We start from the raw sequence: 17,091 nt of genomic DNA, 5'->3' as shown, positions 1-17,091 counted from the left end.
CGGCGGCTGACGAAACTGTCAGCCGCTCGCCCTAGCCTGCGGTACATGGCCAAAACCGCTGTCGCCCACCGTTGCTCAGAGTGCGGCTGGACGAGCGCCCGCTGGGTCGGGCGCTGCAACCAATGCCAGGCGTGGGGTTCGATGGCACCGCACACGTCCACACCGTCACGAGGGTCCGTCGCCGGTGCGGCGGTGATGAGCGCGGCTCGTCCGATCAGAGACGTTCCGCTGCACGAGGCCGCCTCGACCCCCACCGGGGTCGGCGAGCTCGACCGGGTGCTGGGCAGCGGCCTGGTGGCCGGCGCGGTGGTGCTGCTGGCGGGTGAACCCGGGGTCGGCAAGTCGACGCTGCTGCTCGACGTGGCCGCGCGGTGGGCCGGCGGTGGGCGGCGCACCCTGTACGTGTCGGCCGAAGAGTCCGCCGCCCAGGTGCGGCTGCGGGCGGGGCGCACCGGGGCCCTGCACGACCAACTGTTTCTGGCTGCCGAAACCGATCTCGGCGCGGTACTGACGCACATCGAACAACTCGACCCCGAACTGCTGGTTCTCGACTCGGTGCAGGCCGTCACGGTCAGCGGCACCGACGGAGTGGCGGGCGGGGTGGCGCAGGTGCGCGAGGTCACCAACGCCCTGGTGCGGGTCGCGAAGCAACGCCGGTTGCCGGTGCTGCTGGTGGGCCACGTCACCAAAGACGGCACGGTGGCCGGCCCCCGGCTGTTGGAGCATCTGGTCGACGTGGTGCTGTCGTTCGAGGGCGACCGGCACAGCGGGCTGCGGCTCGTGCGGGCCACCAAGAACCGGTTCGGGCCGGCCGACGAGGTGGGTTGTTTCGAGATGACCGAGGGCGGCATCCGTGAGGTGGCCGACCCGAGCCACCTGTTCACCTCGGCCCGCGCCGAGCCGGTGCCGGGCACCGCGTTGACGGTCACCCAAGAAGGCCGGCGGCCGCTGCTGGGCGAGCTGCAGGCGCTGGTGGCGCCGTCCGCTGCGCAAACGCCGCGACGGGTCACGCACGGCCTGGAAGGCGGTCGCGTGTCGGTGATTCTCGCGGTGCTCGAACGCAAGGCCAAGGTGCGCCTGCACAACAAAGAGGTCTACGTGTCCACCGTCGGCGGAGCCCGCGTGGTCGATCCGGCTGCCGACCTGGCCGTTGCCCTCGCTGTGGCGTCCGCGGCCGCCGAGCACGCCTTTCACCGGCCGCTGATCGCGTTGGGCGAGGTGGGGCTGTCGGGTGAGGTGCGCCGCGTCGCGGGGGTCGAGCGGCGGATCGCCGAAGCGGCCCGGCTGGGGTTCGGCCTGGCTCTGGTGCCGCCGGGCAGCAACATCGGCCTGAGGGGTATGCGGGCCGTCGAGGTGGGCACCGTGGCTGCGGCGGTCGATCTGTTGCAGCTGCGTCCGCCGAAGCGTCGCGACCCCGAGGCCCCGAGGTTGCGGCTGGCCGAGTAGAGTGCGGCCAACCCCACCAACCCGAGGTCACGTGTGAACGCAACGTCCAGCCGGCTCAACCGCGCCCTGCCTCTGATCGCGCCGGGCACCGAGCTGCGCGACGGGCTCGACCGCATCGTGCAGGGCCGCACGGGCGCGCTGGTCACGCTGGGCAACAACGCCCGGCTGCAGGCGCTGGCCACCGGGGGGTTCGCCATCGACGTCGCCTTCACCGGCACCGCGCTGCGCGAGCTGGCAAAGATGGACGGTGCGATCATTCTCAACGACGCCCTCGACCGCATTCTGTTCGCCGGTGTGCACCTGATGCCCGACGCGAGCGTCGAAACGTCCGAAACCGGCACCAGGCACCGCACCGCAGACCGGGTGGCCAGCCAGACCGGCGTGCCGACCGTCACGGTGTCGGCGTCGATGTCGACCATTTCGTTGTTCGTCGACGGCCGGCGCTGGGTGGTGCAGCGGCCTGAGCAGCTGCTGGCCCGGGCCAACCAAGCCCTGGCCACCCTGGCGCGGTACGCCACGAGGCTCAACGAGGCCACGGCGCGCCTCTCGGCGGCAGAAGTGCACGATGCCGCCGCGGTGCGCGACATCGCGCTGGTCGCCCAGCGGCTCGAAATGGTGCGGCGGCTGCAGCAAGAGGTCAACGGCTACGCGATCGAATTGGGCACCGATGGCCGGCTGGTGCGTCTGCAACTGCGCGAGTTGGTGATGGGGCTCGACCAACTGGGCACCCAGTTGGAACGCGACTACGCCGACGGTGCCGCCCCGCTGCGGCTGGCGCCGCTGGCCGCGCTCGACAGTGACGACCTGGCCCACCCTGCGCTCATCGCCCGGGCCTGTGGTCTGGGCGACGATCTGGGGCTTCGAGTGTCTGCCCGCGGGCACCGCCAACTGGCCCAGATCGCCCAACTCTCACCCGAAGTCGCCGAAACCCTGGTGGTGCACTTCGGCGACCTGCAGGCCCTGTTCGGCGCCAGCACGTCCGACCTGCTGGGTGTTGACGGTGTCGACTACGCGATCGCCCGCGCGGTGCGCGAGGGCCTGATCAGGCTGGCCGAATCGGCCTACGCCGAGCGCCTCGACTGAACCGCGTCACTTGGTGATGGTGAACACGAACCGGTCGCTGGAAGACTCACGGTAGAGCGCCGTGGCGCTGTAGGTGCCGGCACCCAGTTTGCTCTTGGCCTGCTCGCAACCATCAGCCGATCGGTACAGCCCCCAGGGCACCTTGAACTCGACGCTGGCGCCGGCCTTGAGGGTCTGCTTCTTCAGCTCGGGCAGCCACTTGTCGCAGTGGCCGCTGCTCCAGATCAGGTCACTGCCGGAAGCAACCCGTAGCAGGAACGTTGCCTTGTTGATCTCCATCACGCACGGCAGCGCGGTGTTGTTCTCGGCGGTGACACTGAACGTCTGCTTGCCGTCGGACTTCACCGACTTGAACCCGGCGAGGGTGAGCTGCACCCCGATCGGCTCACAGGCCGTCGGAGCCGTCGACGAGGGGCTGGGCGACGCGCTCGGGGTGCCGCTCGGCGGGTCTGAGGGCGAGCCGGACGACGAGGGAACGGTGGCCGACGGTGCCGGCGTGGTGGCGGCCGGAGTGGCTGTGGTCGGCTGGTTCTTCGGCGTGAACGCCCAGATCAGCAGCCCGATGACGACGACGGCGATCAGCGCGACCAGGCCCCGACGAATCCAGTACACCGACGGCGGTTGCGGACCTTTGCCAGTCAGCACTTCGCTCATGTCGCAAGGTTAGGCAACCTCACCCGGTTGCGAGGCGCACCACGCCGGGGGTACCGCCTACAGTGGGCCGGTGGATCGCACCGAGCTGGCGACAGTCGTCATCGACTGGTACCACCGGCATGCCCGCGACCTGCCGTGGCGCCGCGCCGACGCCTCGCCGTGGGGGGTGATGGTCAGCGAGTTCATGCTGCAGCAGACCCCGGTGGCGCGGGTGCTGCAACCCTGGCAGCAGTGGCTCGTGAGGTGGCCCACGCCGGCCGCGCTGGCCGCCGAGCCGGTGGGCGAGGCTGTGCGGGCCTGGGGACGGCTGGGCTACCCGCGCCGCGCCCAGCGACTGCACGCCGCCGCCACCGTGATCACCGGGCGGCACGGCGGGCGGGTGCCGAGCGACCCCGACGAGCTGCGCGCGCTGCCCGGCGTGGGCGACTACACGGCCGCGGCGATCGCCAGCTTCGCCTACGGCGCGGCCGAGGTGGTGCTCGACGTCAACGTGCGGCGCGTGCTGGCCCGGCTGGACGGCGGCGCCGATGCACCCCTGGGCGCTCCGACCGCGGCGGAGCGACGGCGCGCTGCCGCGTGGCTGCCGGAGCGGCACGCGGCGGTGTGGTCGGTGGCGGCCATGGAACTCGGCGCTCAGGTCTGCCGGTCGGCCCGGCCCGACTGCCCGGCCTGCCCGGTCGCGACGTCGTGCCGCTGGCTGGCGGCCGGACGGCCACCGGGCCCGGCTCGTCCGCGGCAGTTGTACGCAGGCACCGACCGCGCCGCACGCGGGCACGTGCTGGCGGCGTTGCGTGCGCTGCCGACCGGCCGCTCGGCCGATGCCGCCACGTTGGTGGGCGGATGGCCCGATCAGGCCCAGGCGTCCGCCGCGCTGCAGTCTCTGCTGTCCGACGGCCTGGTACGCACCGACCGCGAGGGGTACACCCTCTGACGGCGGCGGCGCTCCCACGGCGCCGTATTCTGGACGGCCAGGAGGGGAATCGATGAGCAACGAGCAGCAGTCGCCGTGGACCAGCGGTGCCGGTTTCGGCACCCCCCACCCGGCGCCCCAGCAGCCACCGGCGAGCAACTACACCAACCCGGTCGTGCACCCCGAGCCCAGCCGTGCCCAAGAACCCAGCGGCTGGTCTGAACCCCAGCACTTCGGCGTGCTCGAGCCCGTCACGGCACCCCCGCTGCAGTTCGGCCAGCAGTTGCCCTACGGCTACGGCACGCCCCCGCTGCCCGAGCACCCGAACTCGAATCTGGTACTCACCCTCGGCATCGTGGGCATGTGCGCCAACTTCATCATGTTTCCGTTCATCAGCCCCATCGCGTGGTACCTGGGCGCCAAGGCCAAGCGCGAACTGGTCAACAATCCCGGGGTCTACCGCGACACCGGCAAGCTGACCGCCGGTTACGTACTGGGCATTGTGGGCAGCATGTTCGTCATCGCAGGCATTCTGCTGATCGTCGGCCTCATCGCGGCCTTCACGCTGTCGTGATGTGCAACGCCACGACGCCCCCGACAGCCTGGCTGTCGGGGGCGTTGCGGTACCGGGTCAGTTGGTGAGTTCGGCCGGCACGTCGGGCATCTGGGCCTTCGGCACGCCGTTGAACGAGAACGGCAACTCCGAACCCTCGGGCGCCACGTCCACAACCACGATCTCACCGGGGTGAATGTCGGCGAACAGGATCTTCTCGGCCAGAATGTCTTCGATGTCGCGCTGAATCGCACGCCGCAGCGGACGGGCTCCCAGCACCGGATCGTAGCCACGCTTGGCGATCAGGGCCTTGGCCGCGTGCGTGAGCTCGATGCCCATGTCGCGGTCACGCAGCCGGTTCTCGATCTCGCCCACCATCAGGTCGACGATGCGCTCGATGTCGGCCTGCGACAACTGGTGGAACACCACGATCTCGTCGACGCGGTTGAGGAATTCGGGACGAAAGTGCTGCTTGAGCTCGTCCGACACCTTGGCCTTCATCTTTTCGTAGCTGCTGACACTGTCGGCCGACTGGCTGAAGCCCAGGTTGACCGCCTTGGAAATGTCGCGGGTACCCAGGTTGGTGGTCATCACGATCACCGTGTTCTTGAAGTCGACGACGCGACCCTGCGCGTCTGTCAACCGGCCCTCGTCGAGAATCTGCAACAGCGAGTTGAAGATGTCGGGATGGGCCTTCTCGATCTCGTCGAAAAGCACCACACTGAACGGCTTGCGGCGCACCTTTTCGGTGAGCTGGCCGCCTTCTTCGTACCCCACGTAGCCAGGAGGAGACCCGAACATGCGTGACGCCGTGTGCTTCTCGGAGTATTCGCTCATGTCGAGGGTGATCAACGCATCTTCATCGCCGAACAGGAATTCGGTGAGCGCCTTGGTGAGTTCGGTCTTGCCCACACCCGAGGGCCCGGCGAAGATGAACGAGCCCGACGGCCGCTTGGGATCCTTCAAGCCGGCGCGGGTACGCCGGATCGACCGCGAGAGCGCCTTGACCGCGTCGTGCTGGCCGATGTAGCGCTTGCCGATCTCTTCTTCCATCTTGAGCAGCCGCGAGGACTCTTCTTCGGTGAGCTTGAACACCGGAATGCCGGTGGCAGAGCTGAGCACCTCGGCGATCTCTTCTTCGCCGACCTCGGCCGGCACGTCGGAGTCGCCGACCTTCCACGCCTCTTCCTTCTCGGAGCGGGCGATCAGCAGCTTGCGCTCGTCATCACGCAGCCGGGCGGCGCGTTCGAAGTCTTGCGCGTCGATGGCGGCCTCTTTTTCGAGCCGCACCTTGGCGATGCGCTCGTCGAACTCGCGCAGGTCGGGCGGTGCGGTCATGCGCCGAATACGCAGCCGGGCGCCCGCCTCGTCGATCAGGTCGATCGCCTTGTCGGGCAGGAACCGGTCAGAGATGTACCGGTCGGCCAGTTGCGCGGCCGCGGTGAGCGCGGCGTCGGTGATGGTGATGCGGTGATGCGCCTCGTAGCGGTCGCGCAGGCCCCGCAGAATGTCGATGGTCAGCGCGATGGACGGCTCGGCCACCTGGATCGGCTGGAACCGGCGTTCGAGCGCGGCGTCCTTCTCGATGTACTTGCGGTACTCGTCGAGCGTGGTGGCGCCGATGGTCTGCAGCTCGCCACGAGCGAGCATCGGCTTCAGGATCGACGCGGCGTCGATGGCTCCCTCGGCGGCACCCGCACCCACCAGGGTGTGGATCTCGTCGATGAACAGCACCACGTCACCGCGGGTCTTGATCTCTTTGAGCACCTTCTTCAGGCGCTCCTCGAAGTCGCCACGGTAGCGTGAACCGGCCACCAGAGCGCCCAGGTCGAGGGTGTAGATCTGCTTGTCACGCAGCGTTTCGGGCACGTCGCCGCGCACGATCGCCTGCGAAAGGCCCTCGACCACGGCGGTCTTGCCCACGCCGGGCTCGCCGATCAGCACGGGGTTGTTCTTGGTGCGGCGCGACAGCACCGTCATGACCCGCTCGATCTCTTTCTCACGGCCGATCACCGGGTCGAGCTTGTTCTCGCGGGCGGCCTGGGTGAGGTTGCGGCCGAACTGGTCGAGAATCGAGCTGCCCTGCTGGGCCGGGCCGCTTTCGGGCGCACCCGCGGTGGCCGCCTCTTTGCCCTGGAAACCGCTGAGCAGCTGCAGCACCTGGTTGCGCACCCGGTTGAGGTCGGCGCCGAGCTTGATCAGCACCTGGGCGGCGACACCCTCACCCTCACGGATCAGGCCGAGCAGAATGTGCTCGGTGCCGATGTAGGGGTGGTTGATCTGCAGCGCCTCGCGCATCGAGAGCTCGAGCACCTTCTTGGCCCGCGGCGTGAACGGAATGTGACCGGTGGGCGCCTGCTGGCCCTGCCCGATGATCTCTTCGACCTGTTCGCGCACAGCCTCGAGTGAAATGCCCAGCGCCTCCAGCGCCTTGGCCGCAACACCCTCGCCCTCGTGAATCAGGCCGAGCAGAATGTGCTCGGTGCCGATGTAGTTGTGGTTCAGCATGCGGGCTTCGTCCTGGGCCAGAACGATCACCCGGCGGGCACGGTCGGTGAACCGGTCGAACATGTGCAAACTCCTCACTCCGGCTGAGCCGGACGCCGTCGGCAGGGTCGGCCGACCCGCCCAGGCACTGTCAGTCTATGCAACCCGCACCCGGCGCGATCTGTTCCGGCTACGCCAACGGCGAACGGCCCGGGTAATTACCGGGGCCGTTCGTTGGTCGAAATCGACGATGTGCTCAGCTGTGCGCCCGGTCGTAGGCCTCGCGCACCTCGGCAGGCACCCGGCCCCGGGCCGACACGTTGTGGCCGTTCTCGGCCGCCCACGCACGGATCTCGCCCGCAGAGCTGCCCCCGGCCCGGCGACGTCCGCCCGACTTGCGACGGCCACCCACCCGGCGGCCGGCCGCGACATACGGTGCCAGCAGGTCGCGCAGCTTCTGCGCGTTGGCCTCGGACAGGTCGATCTCGTAACTGACCGAATCGACACCGAACACAATGGTCTCGGCGGCTTCGCTGTTGTCGAGATCGTCTTCGAGACGATAGACGATACGTTGCGCCATATTCTTTCCTCCCACGTCGAGTGATGTTTTCACCTGGTCTGTTCCCCCGATCAGCCATGTGAGTCACAACCTTACAGGCAATCAAATGCAATGCAAACTTGCGAACAGCGCAACCCGCAGTGAAAAATCCTTCATTTTGTACCTGCGGTTAGTGCGCCGATGCACCACTGATCAGATGTTGCCCAAAGACGACGATCCGAGAAAACCGGTGAATTGAGGGCGGTCAGGGTATGCGTCAAGCGGGACGGCTGATCGCGGGCCGATCGTCAATTCGCCACAGCTCGCGGGCCGTCACCCACGGGTCGGGCGAATCGGTGCGCGGCGCCAACTCGACCACCGGAGCCGGAGGGTGCAGCACCGCCTGAAGTTCGAGTTCGACCCGCAGCGCCTCGAAGTTGCCACGCAGAGTGGAGAGTTCCTGCTGCAGGGCGCAGGTGCGGGCCTTCGACTGCTGCAACTGTGCGTTCAGGTCGTCGAACCGGCCCGCCAGAGTGCCCAGCACGGCCCGGTTGCGCTTGCGTTCGGCCCGCAGTTGCTCGTTGAAGCGCATGGCTTGGCCCAGTTCGGCCGCCCTCGACACTCGTTCGGCCGCCCGATTCTGGCGCCAGGCCAGCGTGCAGGCCAGCACCGCGCCGGCCAGCAGGGCCGCGACCGCAACCCCGCGGCTCAGCCGGTCGCCGAACAACACGATCAGCACGGCGGCGCAGCCGACCACGGCCAGCACCGCGAATGAAGCGATTCGCCCCCGCGACGGGCGGCGCACACGACTCGAATGAGGCTTCACGAGCGCAGCCTAACCGGGGCTGGGCGCCCCTTTTGGATCACCTCCGGGCGCGTCGCTGGAATCGTCGTCGGGCGGCAGCTGACAGGCGCGTTCCAACGCCCAGCCCGCCACCGCGAGCACCGCGCTGAGTAACGCGACCGCCGTAGCGACGAGCGCACGTTCACGCGGCAGCGCTGCGTCTAGGTACGGCAGGGCGCGCATCGCCACCGTGGCGTAGCCCGCCGCCAGGGCCGTACCGCCGATCATCGCCGCCTTGCCGGCCAGCAACAGCCCGACCGCCCGTTGCGGCTCGATCGCCTCACGCTTCACGTGCACGACACGGTGGGTCCAACGGGCGGCCAGGGCGGTGGCGACAGCCAGCACGGCGACGACCGCGGCGGCCAGCAACGGCACCGCCGGCGCAGGCCACCCCAGGCCCTCGATCGCCGACAGCGCGAGCCAGGTCAACCCGGCCCCGGTGACGCCCGCGATCAGCAGCACGGTGGCGCCGGTCGGCTCGACCGACGGGCGGGGCTGAGGCATCAGATCTCGATCGTCAGATCGTCGCGCCGGCGAACTCCGGAGCTGTCGATGCCGGCCAGCAGGGCCGCCACCGGGCCTCGCTCGGGGACGTCCGCCGTGGGGTCGATGTCGAGCCAAGGCGCCAGCACGAAGGCTCGCTCGTGCGCCCGCGGGTGGGGCAGAGTCAGCAGCGGTGTGTTCTTGATGCGCTCCCCCACGACGATCAGGTCGACGTCCAGGGTGCGTGGGCCGCCGGGCACCTCGCGGGTACGACGGTAGGCGTTCTCGATCGCCTGGGCCCGTTCGAGCAGCACCGGCGAGGCCAAGGTCGAGTCTGCTCGAACCACCGCGTTGAGAAACTGCGGCTGGTCGAGCACGTCACCCACCGGATCGGTTTCGTATACCGGCGACACGTCCACGACGGTCAGGTTCGGTGTGGCGCGCAGCGAATCGACCGCACCCTGCAGATAGCCGAGCCGGTCACCCAGGTTCGACCCGATCGAGAACACCACCGAACGAATCGGCACCATGCCGGCGAGGGTGTCGACGTCGAAGTCGAGGTGAAAGTTCGGAAACGCGTCGGCCTGGGTCATGCGGGGCGGCTCCTGGTGATGGTGACGGTGATGTCGGTCAACTCGACAGGCATGACCGCGTTCGGCTTGTGCACGGTCACCTCGACCGCTCCGACCAGCGGGTGCCGCAGGCAGGTGCGGGCGATGCGTTCCGCAAGTGACTCGATCAGGTTGACGGGTTCGCCGGTCACGTCCGCCGCGATGACGCGCGCCAACTCGGCGTAGTCGAGGGTGGTGGCGAGCTCGTCCGAATCGGGGCGAGACAGCAGTTCGCAGGTGACGTCGACCACGAACGTCTGCGGCTGAGCACGCTCGAAGTCGTAGACCCCGTGGGTCGCGCTGAACCGCATGCCGGTCAGCCGGACCCGGTCGGGCATCGCCTGCATGCACTCACCTCCGAGAAGCGAGGTTACTCCACGGTGCGCGCCAGCCGGCCCACCACCGCGATGGCGTCGCGTTGGGCTCGCACGGTGTGCGTGCGCACCGCCCAGACGCCGCGCTCGGCCAGCAGCACGGTGAGGGCGAGTGTGGCGTCGTCACGTTCCTTGGCGGTTCGGCCGTCGAGCAGGTCGCCGAGAAATCGCTTCCGCGACGCACCGATCAGCAATGGCCGGCCAAGGCTCGCCAGCTGGTCGAGGCCGGCCAGCAACGTCCAGTTGTGCTCGGTGGTCTTGGCGAAACCGAGGCCCGGGTCGAGCACGATCTGATCGAGCTCGATGCCGGCATCGAGCGCCGCGTCGAGGCGATCGCTCAGTTCACTGTGCACGTCGGCCACCACGTCGTCGTAATGGGCGAGGTTGTGCATCACGTCGGACTGGCCGCGCCAGTGCATGGCGATGTAGCCCACGCCCAACTCGGCCACGGCGGGCAGCATGGCAGGGTCGCCGAGGCCACCCGACACGTCGTTGACGACGGCGGCGCCCGCTTCGACTGCGGCTCGGGCCACCTCGGCGCGCATCGTGTCGACGCTGATCACCGCCCCGCCGCTCGCCAGTTCACGAATCACCGGCACCACGCGCCGCAACTCGCCCCGCGCATCGACCCGCTGGGCGCCCGGCCGGGTGGATTCGCCCCCGATGTCGATCAGGTCGGCGCCCTGCTCGATCAGGTCGAAGCCGCGCGCGACGGCGCGTTCGGTCGAGGCGTAGTCGCCACCGTCCGAGAACGAGTCGGGGGTGACGTTGATGATGCCCATCACCAGGGTTCGTCCCTGATCGAGCAACTGTCGCATCGGATCAGCGTACCGACGCCCCTTTGTGGTTGAAATTCCTCGACTTGACTCACGTAAAAGGTCCGGGAAGGGCAGCGCGTGCCTCACATGAGGATGTCCGCCTAGCTGTTGGGGTTCCCTGGCCCTGTGAGCAGGGAGTTGTCGATGGCGTCGCGCCGTGATGTGACCAAGAAGTTCGCCCGCGAATACGCGAAGGCGGACAGAGCTGAGAAGAGCCGTATCCTCGACGCGCTAGTGGCGTCGACGGGCTGGACCCGCGATCACGCCCGCCGAGCGATCCGGGCCGCGGCCACCCGCAAGGGCGCGGCCCGCGACCAGCAGCGGAAACCACGCCCACGCAAGTACTCCTACGATGCGCTGATCGTGTTGCAGGAGGTGTGGCGGCTGGCCGGTCAACCATCGGGCAAGTACCTGGCCGTGGTGATGGAGGACACCCTGTGTCGGCTGGTTCGAGACCGTGAGCTCGGCAAGGTCGCCGACCGGGTCAGCGACACGGTGATCGACGAACTAAGGTCGATGTCGGCAGCCACGATCGACCGTTACCTGAAACCGCACAAGGCTGCCGGCTACCCCGCCGCCGGCCTGTCCAGCACCCGACCCTCGCACATCCTGCGGTCCTCGATCCCGCTGCGCACCGCGACCGACGACCCGATCACCGTGCCCGGGTTTCTGGAGTTGGACACTGTCGCTCACTGCGGCCACACACTCAAAGGCGAGTTCCTTCGCACCTTGTCAGCAACCGATCCGGTGACCGGCTGGACCATGCTGCGCAGCATCCGCAACAACGCGTTCGTGCACGTCCACGCCGGCCTGGAATGGATCGCCAAACTGGCACCCCTCCCGATCGCCGGCATGGACTTCGACAACGGCTCCGAGTTCATGAACTGGTCCGTGATCGCCTGGTGCGACGACCACCACATCCCGATCACCCGCGGCCGGCCCTACCACCACAACGACAACGCCCACATCGAGCAACGCAACGGCGACTGGGTCCGCCGCCACGCCTTCCGCTACCGCTACGAAACCGACACCGAACTCGCCCTGCTCAACCAACTCTGGGACCTGGTCATGGCCCGCAAGAACCACCTGCTGCCCTGCGTCAAAGCCGTCGACTGGACCCAGACCCGCAGCGGCCGCAAGAAGCGTGTCTACGACAAACCCAAAACCCCCTACCAGCGGCTCCTCGACACCGGCCCGCCCGACCCCGCGACCCGTGCCCGGCTCGCAGCCGAACACGACAAGCTCAACCCAGCACGCATCACCCGAGGCATCAACCACATCCAGCAACAACTCATCGACCTAGCCAAAGCACGCACCCTCGGCACCCGCCCCGCCGCCTAACCATCCGGACATTTCATATGAGGCACGCGCCAATCACCCGCGGACATCTTGACGTGAGGCAAGACGTTCCTGCCCCTTGAAAGGCCGCGGGGTCGGTTCCGCCAACTTGTGGTTGAAATAAATACTCCCCTGGGGTATCTATTTCAACCACTAAGTGGCGTGGCTGCCACAGGGGCCCGCATCGGGGCGCCATTTCAACCACAAAGTGGGGGCGCTGCGGCGAGCGCCCGTTTCACCCGTTCGATCACACGATCAGGCCGCAGCATGATTTCCTTCGCCAACCAGCGCACCATCGGGTAGTCGAGGTCGCGCAGTACTTGCTCACGCTCCTTCTCACGTGCATACCCCTGCGGGTCGGCATACTTCACGGCGCCGTCGCACTCGCCGACCAACCGATGCTCCGGCCAGTAGAAGTCGGGAAACAGCTGACCGATCGGTGTGTCGATCATCACCTGATACGCCGGTTCCGGCAGCCCGGCCAGGTGAAAGTGCCCCGCCGACAACGACTCCGGCGGCGACTCGCGGCGCGCATCGGTCAGCTCGATCGCCTGCGTCAGTCCGGCCGGCAGTCGGGCATCGGCGGCTTGAGCAAAGAGCTCGCGCGCGGCCGCCATCAACCGTGGGTTGGCGTAGTCCGTGCGTCGCGGGTTGCTGATCATGGCGGCGCACAGCAGCCTGGCCGCCCCGTCGAGAATCACCAGCGCCTCGGGCAGCGGCCGGCCGGTGGCCAGATCGACCGCGGTGCGCGCCAGCGTGGTGACCGGCCGTCCCTTAGTGTCACGGGTGACGACCGAAGGGACCAGTTCGGCCAGGTGATGCACGACCCGGCCGCGTCGTGCCCGCGACGACTCCAACCGCGGCAGGGTGAGACTGACCGGGGCGTCATGCCACTGCCCAAAGCCCGGGTGCGGCAACTGCCAGGCCGCACCGGCAGATTCATGACTCAGCACCCCGCTGGGGCAGACCTCGAGTTCGGCCAGGGCGCGTATCAGGTGCTGATCGCGTGCATGCTCGGGCCACACGGTGGAGTCGATGAACACGCCCCGCCGGATTCGGTACAGCCGGCCAGAGCTCAGGGCGGTGCGAATCATCTGCGCGGTGACGCCATGCGCCAGTAGTTGCCGGCGAGTGCTGGGCGTCTTGGGCAACAGGCAGGGCTTGGGCGGGCGCATCCCCCCAATGTGAAGCACCGGCCGCACGGAGAGGGCCCGCGAGCATGGTCGGCGAGAAATCTGTGGATAACTGCCGGAGGTTCGACAGGCTCAACCGCCTGTGCGCTCGGTCGGCTGGACGGCCGTTGCTGGTCGTCACCGCCCGGTCGGACGGCGCGCTGTTCGGCACTCGCCGGAATGAAGGGGCCGGTTCGATCGCCCCACCACGCCATCCCGGCGGACGGACGCCGGGATCTCACACGTACAGCCCAGTACTCAACGCGACCGCGCTCACTCGACGGGTCACGGCAGAGATTCCGGCGTTCGCCGGAATGACGAAGTGGTGCGCGACCCCGGCCTTCGTGCGCTTCAGCCGATGATCAGGCTCATCGCCTCGGCGCGGATGGCCGGGTTGCGCAGCGTGCCGCGCACGGCCGAGGTGACCGTGCGCGCCCCCGGTTTGTGCACCCCACGCATGGTCATGCACAGGTGCTCGCAATCGATCACCACGATCACCCCACGGGGCTCCAGGTGCTCCATCAGCGCGTCGGCGATCTGGGTGGTCAGGCGCTCTTGCACCTGGGGGCGCTTGGCGAACACGTCGACCAACCGGGCGATCTTGCTCAGCCCCGTGATGCGGCCCTGCGCCGCCGGAATGTAGCCCACGTGGGCCAAGCCGGTGAACGGCACCAGGTGGTGCTCGCAGGTGCTCCACACCTCAATGTTTTTGACCAGCACCATCTCGTCGTGGGCTATGTCGAAGGTGGTGCTCAGTACGTCGGAGGCCGTCTGGTCGAGGCCCTCGAACATCTCAGCGTAGGCGCGCGCCACTCGGTACGGGGTTTCTTGCAGCCCTTCGCGATCGGGGTTCTCACCGATGGCGATCAGCAACTCGCGAACGGCCGCGGCCACGCGCGGCTGGTCGACCGGCATCTCAGCGCTCCTGCGGCGGACGGCCCTGGTCGTACGGCGTCTGCCACGGCTGCGACCCGGACGGCCCGTAAGGCGGCCCCGCGGGCGGCTGCGGCTGCGGGCCGGACGGGCCCAGATCGTGCGGCGGCATCGGGCCGCCGACGCCGGGCCCGGTGGGCACCGGCACCTGCAGCTTGCCGTTCGGGCCGATCAGCGGCGGGCCGTAGGTCGGCTCGGGCTTGGGCGCGGGCGGCGGCGGGTCGACCGGCGGCAGATCGGACGGCACGCGGGTGTCAGACCCCGTCCAGGCCGGCCGCTTGGGGTGCCGCTGCAGGGCCTCGAAGATCTTGGCCACCTGCTCTTTGTCGAGCGTCTCCTTCTCGAACAACTGGCGCACCAACTCATCGAGCACCTCGCGGTTGGTGACCAGGCAGTCGAACGCTTCTTGATGCGCGGTGTTGATCAGGTTGGCAACCTCTTCATCGATCGCCGCAGCGATGGCGTCGGAGTAGTCACGGTGGCCGCTGCCCATGCCGGCCTGCATGCCCAGGAACGGCTCGTCGGAGTCGCTGCCCAGCTTCACCGCGCCCAGCCGTTCGGTCATGCCGTACTTGGTGACCATGCTGCGCGCCACGTTGGTGGCCTTCTCGATGTCGTTGGCCGCACCCGTGGTCGGGTCGTGAAAGACCAGCTCTTCGGCCGCCCGTCCGCCCAGCATGTAGGCGAGCTGGTCGAGCAGTTCGCCGCGGGTCTTGGAGTACTTGTCGTCATCAGGCATCACCATCGTGTAGCCGAGTGCCCGGCCGCGCGGCAGAATCGTCACCTTCTGTACCGGGTCGGTGCCCGGCATCGCGGCCGCCACCAGGGCGTGCCCGCCCTCGTGGTAGGCGGTGATCAGCAGCTCGCGCTGATTCATCAGCCGGCTGCGCTTCTGCGGGCCGGCGATCACGCGGTCGATCGCCTCGTCGAGGTGCTCTTTGGTGATGTAGCGCTGGTTCTGCCGAGCGCACAGCAGGGCGGCCTCGTTGAGCACGTTGGCCAGGTCGGCGCCGGTGAATCCCGGGGTGCGCTTGGCGACTGCTTCGAGGTTGGCGTCGGGTGCCATCGGCTTGTTGGCGGCATGGACGCGCAGGATCTGCAGCCGGCCCTTCATGTCGGGTGCCTCGACCGGAATCTGCCGGTCGAACCGGCCGGGCCGCAGCAGAGCCGGGTCGAGCACGTCCGGACGGTTGGTGGCCGCGATCAGCACCACGCCGCCGCGCACGTCGAAGCCGTCCATTTCGACCAGCAACTGGTTCAGGGTCTGCTCGCGCTCGTCGTGGCCGCCGCCCATGCCGGCGCCGCGGTGGCGTCCGACCGCGTCGATCTCGTCGATGAAGACGATGGCCGGCGCGGCCTCTTTGGCCTGCTCGAACAGGTCGCGCACGCGGGACGCACCGACGCCGACGAACATCTCGACGAAGTCCGAACCCGAGATCGAGAAGAACGGCACGCCCGCCTCGCCCGCGACCGCGCGGGCCAGCAGCGTCTTGCCGGTGCCGGGCGGGCCGTACAGCAGCACGCCCTTGGGAATCTTGGCCCCGACGGCCTGGAACTTGGCCGGCTCGGAGAGAAACTCGCGAATCTCTTGCAGCTCTTCGATGGCCTCTTCGCAACCGGCGACGTCAGAGAACGTGGTGCGCGGGGTGTCTTTGGTGGCCAGCTTCGCCTTCGATTTGCCGAAGCCCATCACCCGGTTGCCGCCGCCCTGCATCTGGTTCATCAGGAAGAAGAAGATCAACCCGATCACCACGAACGGCAGGATCGTGAACAGCAGCGTGGTCCAGATGCCCTGCTGCGGCACCTCACCGCGCCAACTGTCGAGGGTGCCGCCGGCGATCCGCTGGTTGAGCCGGCTGATGATCGCCTGGCTCTGGTCGCCGATCCACTTGGCCTGAATCTTGGGGGCTGCGGCGTCCTTCTGCTCGACCCTGATGGCCTGCTCCCCCTCGACCAGCACCACCTCTTTGAGCGGGGTGTCGCTGTTGATCAGGGCGACCACCTCAGAGGTCGGCTTCTGCTGAAACCCGTTGGCGCCGTTGATGTAGTCGATCAGCAGCGCGATGCCGAGAAACGCGAGAATGATCCACAGAATCGGTCCACGGAACAGTCGTTGAGCCTTCATTACCCACCTTTGATGTGCGCGGCGACGCCGCCCGACCCCCAAGAATAGACGGGTGCGACGCGGTTACCGCACGTCCCAGGTTCGCTCACAGATGACTGGGGCCGGGCGAGCACCCACCCACCTGACCGAGCGCTCAGGAATAGACGTGAGGCGCCAGCGTGCCCAGGTCGCGCAGGTTGCGGTACCGACCGGCGTAGTCGAGGCCGTACCCCACGACGAACTCGTTGGGCAGGTCGTAACCGATGTACTTCACCTCGACGGGGCTGCGCAGCGCCTCGGGTTTGCGAAACATCGCCATCACCCCGATCGAGGCCGGGTTGCGCGACTTGAGGTTCTGAATCAGGTAGGCGAGCGTGAGGCCGGTGTCGACGATGTCTTCGACCACCAGCACGTGCCTGCCTGACAAGTCGGTGTTGAGGTCTTTGAGAATGCGTACAACGCCCGAGCTCTGCGTACCCGAGCCGTACGACGAGATCGCCATCCAGTCCATCTCGCAATGTCTCTTGAGGCTGCGCGACAGGTCGGCCATCACCATGATCGCGCCGTTCAGCACCCCGACCAGCAGCAGGTCGCGGCCCGCGTAATCGGCCTCGATCTCGGCAGCCAGCTCGTTCAGCCGATTCTGTATCTGGTCGGCGGTGTACAGCACGTCGGAAAGGTCGGACTGAATGTCGCTGGCGTCCACAGCCGAACCTTACCGAAACTCGGCCGAGTACGTTCAC

At 68.0% G+C, this 17,091-nt stretch carries 17 protein-coding genes; 5 read left to right on the top strand and 12 right to left on the bottom strand.

Annotated elements, in window-relative coordinates; translation table 11 throughout:
• Window positions 1–45: 45 nt before the first annotated feature.
• The gene (gene radA / locus MPLG2_RS16865; protein ID WP_105187151.1) at window positions 46–1,446 is read left to right on the top strand and encodes a DNA repair protein RadA; all 1,401 of its coding nucleotides are present in this window, start codon (window positions 46–48) and stop codon (window positions 1,444–1,446) included.
• A 33-nt stretch (window positions 1,447–1,479) separates the two neighbouring features.
• The gene (gene disA / locus MPLG2_RS16860) at window positions 1,480–2,529 is read left to right on the top strand and encodes a DNA integrity scanning diadenylate cyclase DisA (RefSeq protein ID WP_105187150.1); all 1,050 of its coding nucleotides are present in this window, start codon (window positions 1,480–1,482) and stop codon (window positions 2,527–2,529) included.
• A gap of 6 nt (window positions 2,530–2,535) precedes the next feature.
• Here the strand turns inward: disA and MPLG2_RS16855 are convergent, their stop codons facing one another.
• Window positions 2,536–3,183, bottom strand: a complete 648-nt coding sequence (locus tag MPLG2_RS16855) for a hypothetical protein (protein ID WP_105187149.1) — start codon at window positions 3,181–3,183, stop codon at window positions 2,536–2,538.
• Between the two features lie 70 nt (window positions 3,184–3,253).
• On the opposite strand from MPLG2_RS16855, the gene MPLG2_RS16850 reads away from it, so the two are divergent.
• A complete protein-coding gene (locus tag MPLG2_RS16850) occupies window positions 3,254–4,114 on the top strand; it encodes an HhH-GPD family protein (RefSeq protein ID WP_231935705.1) in 861 nt (286 codons plus the stop codon).
• A 52-nt stretch (window positions 4,115–4,166) separates the two neighbouring features.
• Complete coding sequence (locus MPLG2_RS16845) at window positions 4,167–4,667, top strand: DUF4064 domain-containing protein (protein WP_105187148.1); 501 nt, start codon at window positions 4,167–4,169, stop codon at window positions 4,665–4,667.
• 57 nt (window positions 4,668–4,724) lie between these two features.
• Here MPLG2_RS16845 and MPLG2_RS16840 read toward each other — a convergent pair whose 3' ends face one another.
• The 7 genes from MPLG2_RS16840 to folP form a co-directional block, all read right to left on the bottom strand.
• Complete coding sequence (locus MPLG2_RS16840; protein ID WP_105187147.1) at window positions 4,725–7,217, bottom strand: ATP-dependent Clp protease ATP-binding subunit; 2,493 nt, start codon at window positions 7,215–7,217, stop codon at window positions 4,725–4,727.
• Between the two features lie 172 nt (window positions 7,218–7,389).
• Window positions 7,390–7,713: a histone-like nucleoid-structuring protein Lsr2 gene (locus MPLG2_RS16835; protein ID WP_105187146.1), complete on the bottom strand. Its 324-nt coding sequence runs from the start codon at window positions 7,711–7,713 to the stop codon at window positions 7,390–7,392.
• Between the two features lie 235 nt (window positions 7,714–7,948).
• Complete coding sequence (locus MPLG2_RS16830) at window positions 7,949–8,437, bottom strand: hypothetical protein (protein WP_105187145.1); 489 nt, start codon at window positions 8,435–8,437, stop codon at window positions 7,949–7,951.
• A gap of 69 nt (window positions 8,438–8,506) precedes the next feature.
• A complete protein-coding gene (locus MPLG2_RS16825; RefSeq protein WP_105187144.1) occupies window positions 8,507–9,019 on the bottom strand; it encodes a DUF3180 domain-containing protein in 513 nt (170 codons plus the stop codon).
• The gene (folK, locus tag MPLG2_RS16820; protein WP_105187143.1) at window positions 9,019–9,591 is read right to left on the bottom strand and encodes a 2-amino-4-hydroxy-6-hydroxymethyldihydropteridine diphosphokinase; all 573 of its coding nucleotides are present in this window, start codon (window positions 9,589–9,591) and stop codon (window positions 9,019–9,021) included. Before folK ends, MPLG2_RS16825 begins: the two co-directional genes overlap by 1 nt.
• Window positions 9,588–9,956, bottom strand: coding sequence for a dihydroneopterin aldolase (folB, locus tag MPLG2_RS16815; protein WP_231935704.1), 369 nt, complete (start codon window positions 9,954–9,956; stop codon window positions 9,588–9,590). Before folB ends, folK begins: the two co-directional genes overlap by 4 nt.
• A 23-nt stretch (window positions 9,957–9,979) precedes the next feature.
• Window positions 9,980–10,801: a dihydropteroate synthase gene (folP, locus tag MPLG2_RS16810; RefSeq protein ID WP_105187142.1), complete on the bottom strand. Its 822-nt coding sequence runs from the start codon at window positions 10,799–10,801 to the stop codon at window positions 9,980–9,982.
• Window positions 10,802–10,945: 144 nt separating this feature from the next.
• Here folP and MPLG2_RS16805 point away from each other — a divergent pair, with 144 nt between their 5' ends.
• On the top strand, window positions 10,946–12,142 hold the full coding sequence (locus tag MPLG2_RS16805; RefSeq protein ID WP_173909610.1) for a DDE-type integrase/transposase/recombinase: 1,197 nt from the start codon (window positions 10,946–10,948) through the stop codon (window positions 12,140–12,142).
• Between the two features lie 194 nt (window positions 12,143–12,336).
• Here MPLG2_RS16805 and MPLG2_RS16800 read toward each other — a convergent pair whose 3' ends face one another.
• The 4 genes from MPLG2_RS16800 to hpt form a co-directional block, all read right to left on the bottom strand.
• Complete coding sequence (locus tag MPLG2_RS16800; protein ID WP_105187141.1) at window positions 12,337–13,314, bottom strand: DUF559 domain-containing protein; 978 nt, start codon at window positions 13,312–13,314, stop codon at window positions 12,337–12,339.
• Between the two features lie 348 nt (window positions 13,315–13,662).
• On the bottom strand, window positions 13,663–14,226 hold the full coding sequence (gene folE / locus MPLG2_RS16795) for a GTP cyclohydrolase I FolE (protein ID WP_105187140.1): 564 nt from the start codon (window positions 14,224–14,226) through the stop codon (window positions 13,663–13,665).
• Window position 14,227: 1 nt separating this feature from the next.
• A complete protein-coding gene (gene ftsH / locus MPLG2_RS16790) occupies window positions 14,228–16,369 on the bottom strand; it encodes an ATP-dependent zinc metalloprotease FtsH (RefSeq protein WP_105187139.1) in 2,142 nt (713 codons plus the stop codon).
• A 133-nt stretch (window positions 16,370–16,502) separates the two neighbouring features.
• Window positions 16,503–17,054, bottom strand: a complete 552-nt coding sequence (gene hpt / locus MPLG2_RS16785) for a hypoxanthine phosphoribosyltransferase (protein WP_105187138.1) — start codon at window positions 17,052–17,054, stop codon at window positions 16,503–16,505.
• Window positions 17,055–17,091: the final 37 nt, after the last annotated feature.

Origin of the sequence: Micropruina glycogenica (genome assembly GCF_900289045.1) — a bacterium.
Classification (GTDB): Bacteria; Actinomycetota; Actinomycetes; order Propionibacteriales; family Propionibacteriaceae; genus Micropruina; species Micropruina glycogenica.
This window is presented reverse-complemented; position numbering and strand designations above follow the sequence as displayed.

Bases quoted from the DNA above. Each gene is read 5' to 3' on its own strand.
- radA (WP_105187151.1), top strand. From the start codon at position 46: ATGGCCAAAACCGCTGTCGCCCACCGTTGCTCAGAGTGCGGCTGGACG.
- MPLG2_RS16855 (WP_105187149.1), bottom strand. From the start codon at position 3,183: ATGAGCGAAGTGCTGACTGGCAAAGGTCCGCAACCGCCGTCGGTGTAC.
- MPLG2_RS16845 (WP_105187148.1), top strand. From the start codon at position 4,167: ATGAGCAACGAGCAGCAGTCGCCGTGGACCAGCGGTGCCGGTTTCGGC.
- MPLG2_RS16840 (WP_105187147.1), bottom strand. From the start codon at position 7,217: ATGTTCGACCGGTTCACCGACCGTGCCCGCCGGGTGATCGTTCTGGCC.
- MPLG2_RS16835 (WP_105187146.1), bottom strand. From the start codon at position 7,713: ATGGCGCAACGTATCGTCTATCGTCTCGAAGACGATCTCGACAACAGC.
- MPLG2_RS16825 (WP_105187144.1), bottom strand. From the start codon at position 9,019: ATGCCTCAGCCCCGCCCGTCGGTCGAGCCGACCGGCGCCACCGTGCTG.
- folK (WP_105187143.1), bottom strand. From the start codon at position 9,591: ATGACCCAGGCCGACGCGTTTCCGAACTTTCACCTCGACTTCGACGTC.
- folB (WP_231935704.1), bottom strand. From the start codon at position 9,956: ATGCAGGCGATGCCCGACCGGGTCCGGCTGACCGGCATGCGGTTCAGC.
- folP (WP_105187142.1), bottom strand. From the start codon at position 10,801: ATGCGACAGTTGCTCGATCAGGGACGAACCCTGGTGATGGGCATCATC.
- MPLG2_RS16805 (WP_173909610.1), top strand. From the start codon at position 10,946: ATGGCGTCGCGCCGTGATGTGACCAAGAAGTTCGCCCGCGAATACGCG.
- MPLG2_RS16800 (WP_105187141.1), bottom strand. From the start codon at position 13,314: ATGCGCCCGCCCAAGCCCTGCCTGTTGCCCAAGACGCCCAGCACTCGC.
- folE (WP_105187140.1), bottom strand. From the start codon at position 14,226: ATGCCGGTCGACCAGCCGCGCGTGGCCGCGGCCGTTCGCGAGTTGCTG.
- ftsH (WP_105187139.1), bottom strand. From the start codon at position 16,369: ATGAAGGCTCAACGACTGTTCCGTGGACCGATTCTGTGGATCATTCTC.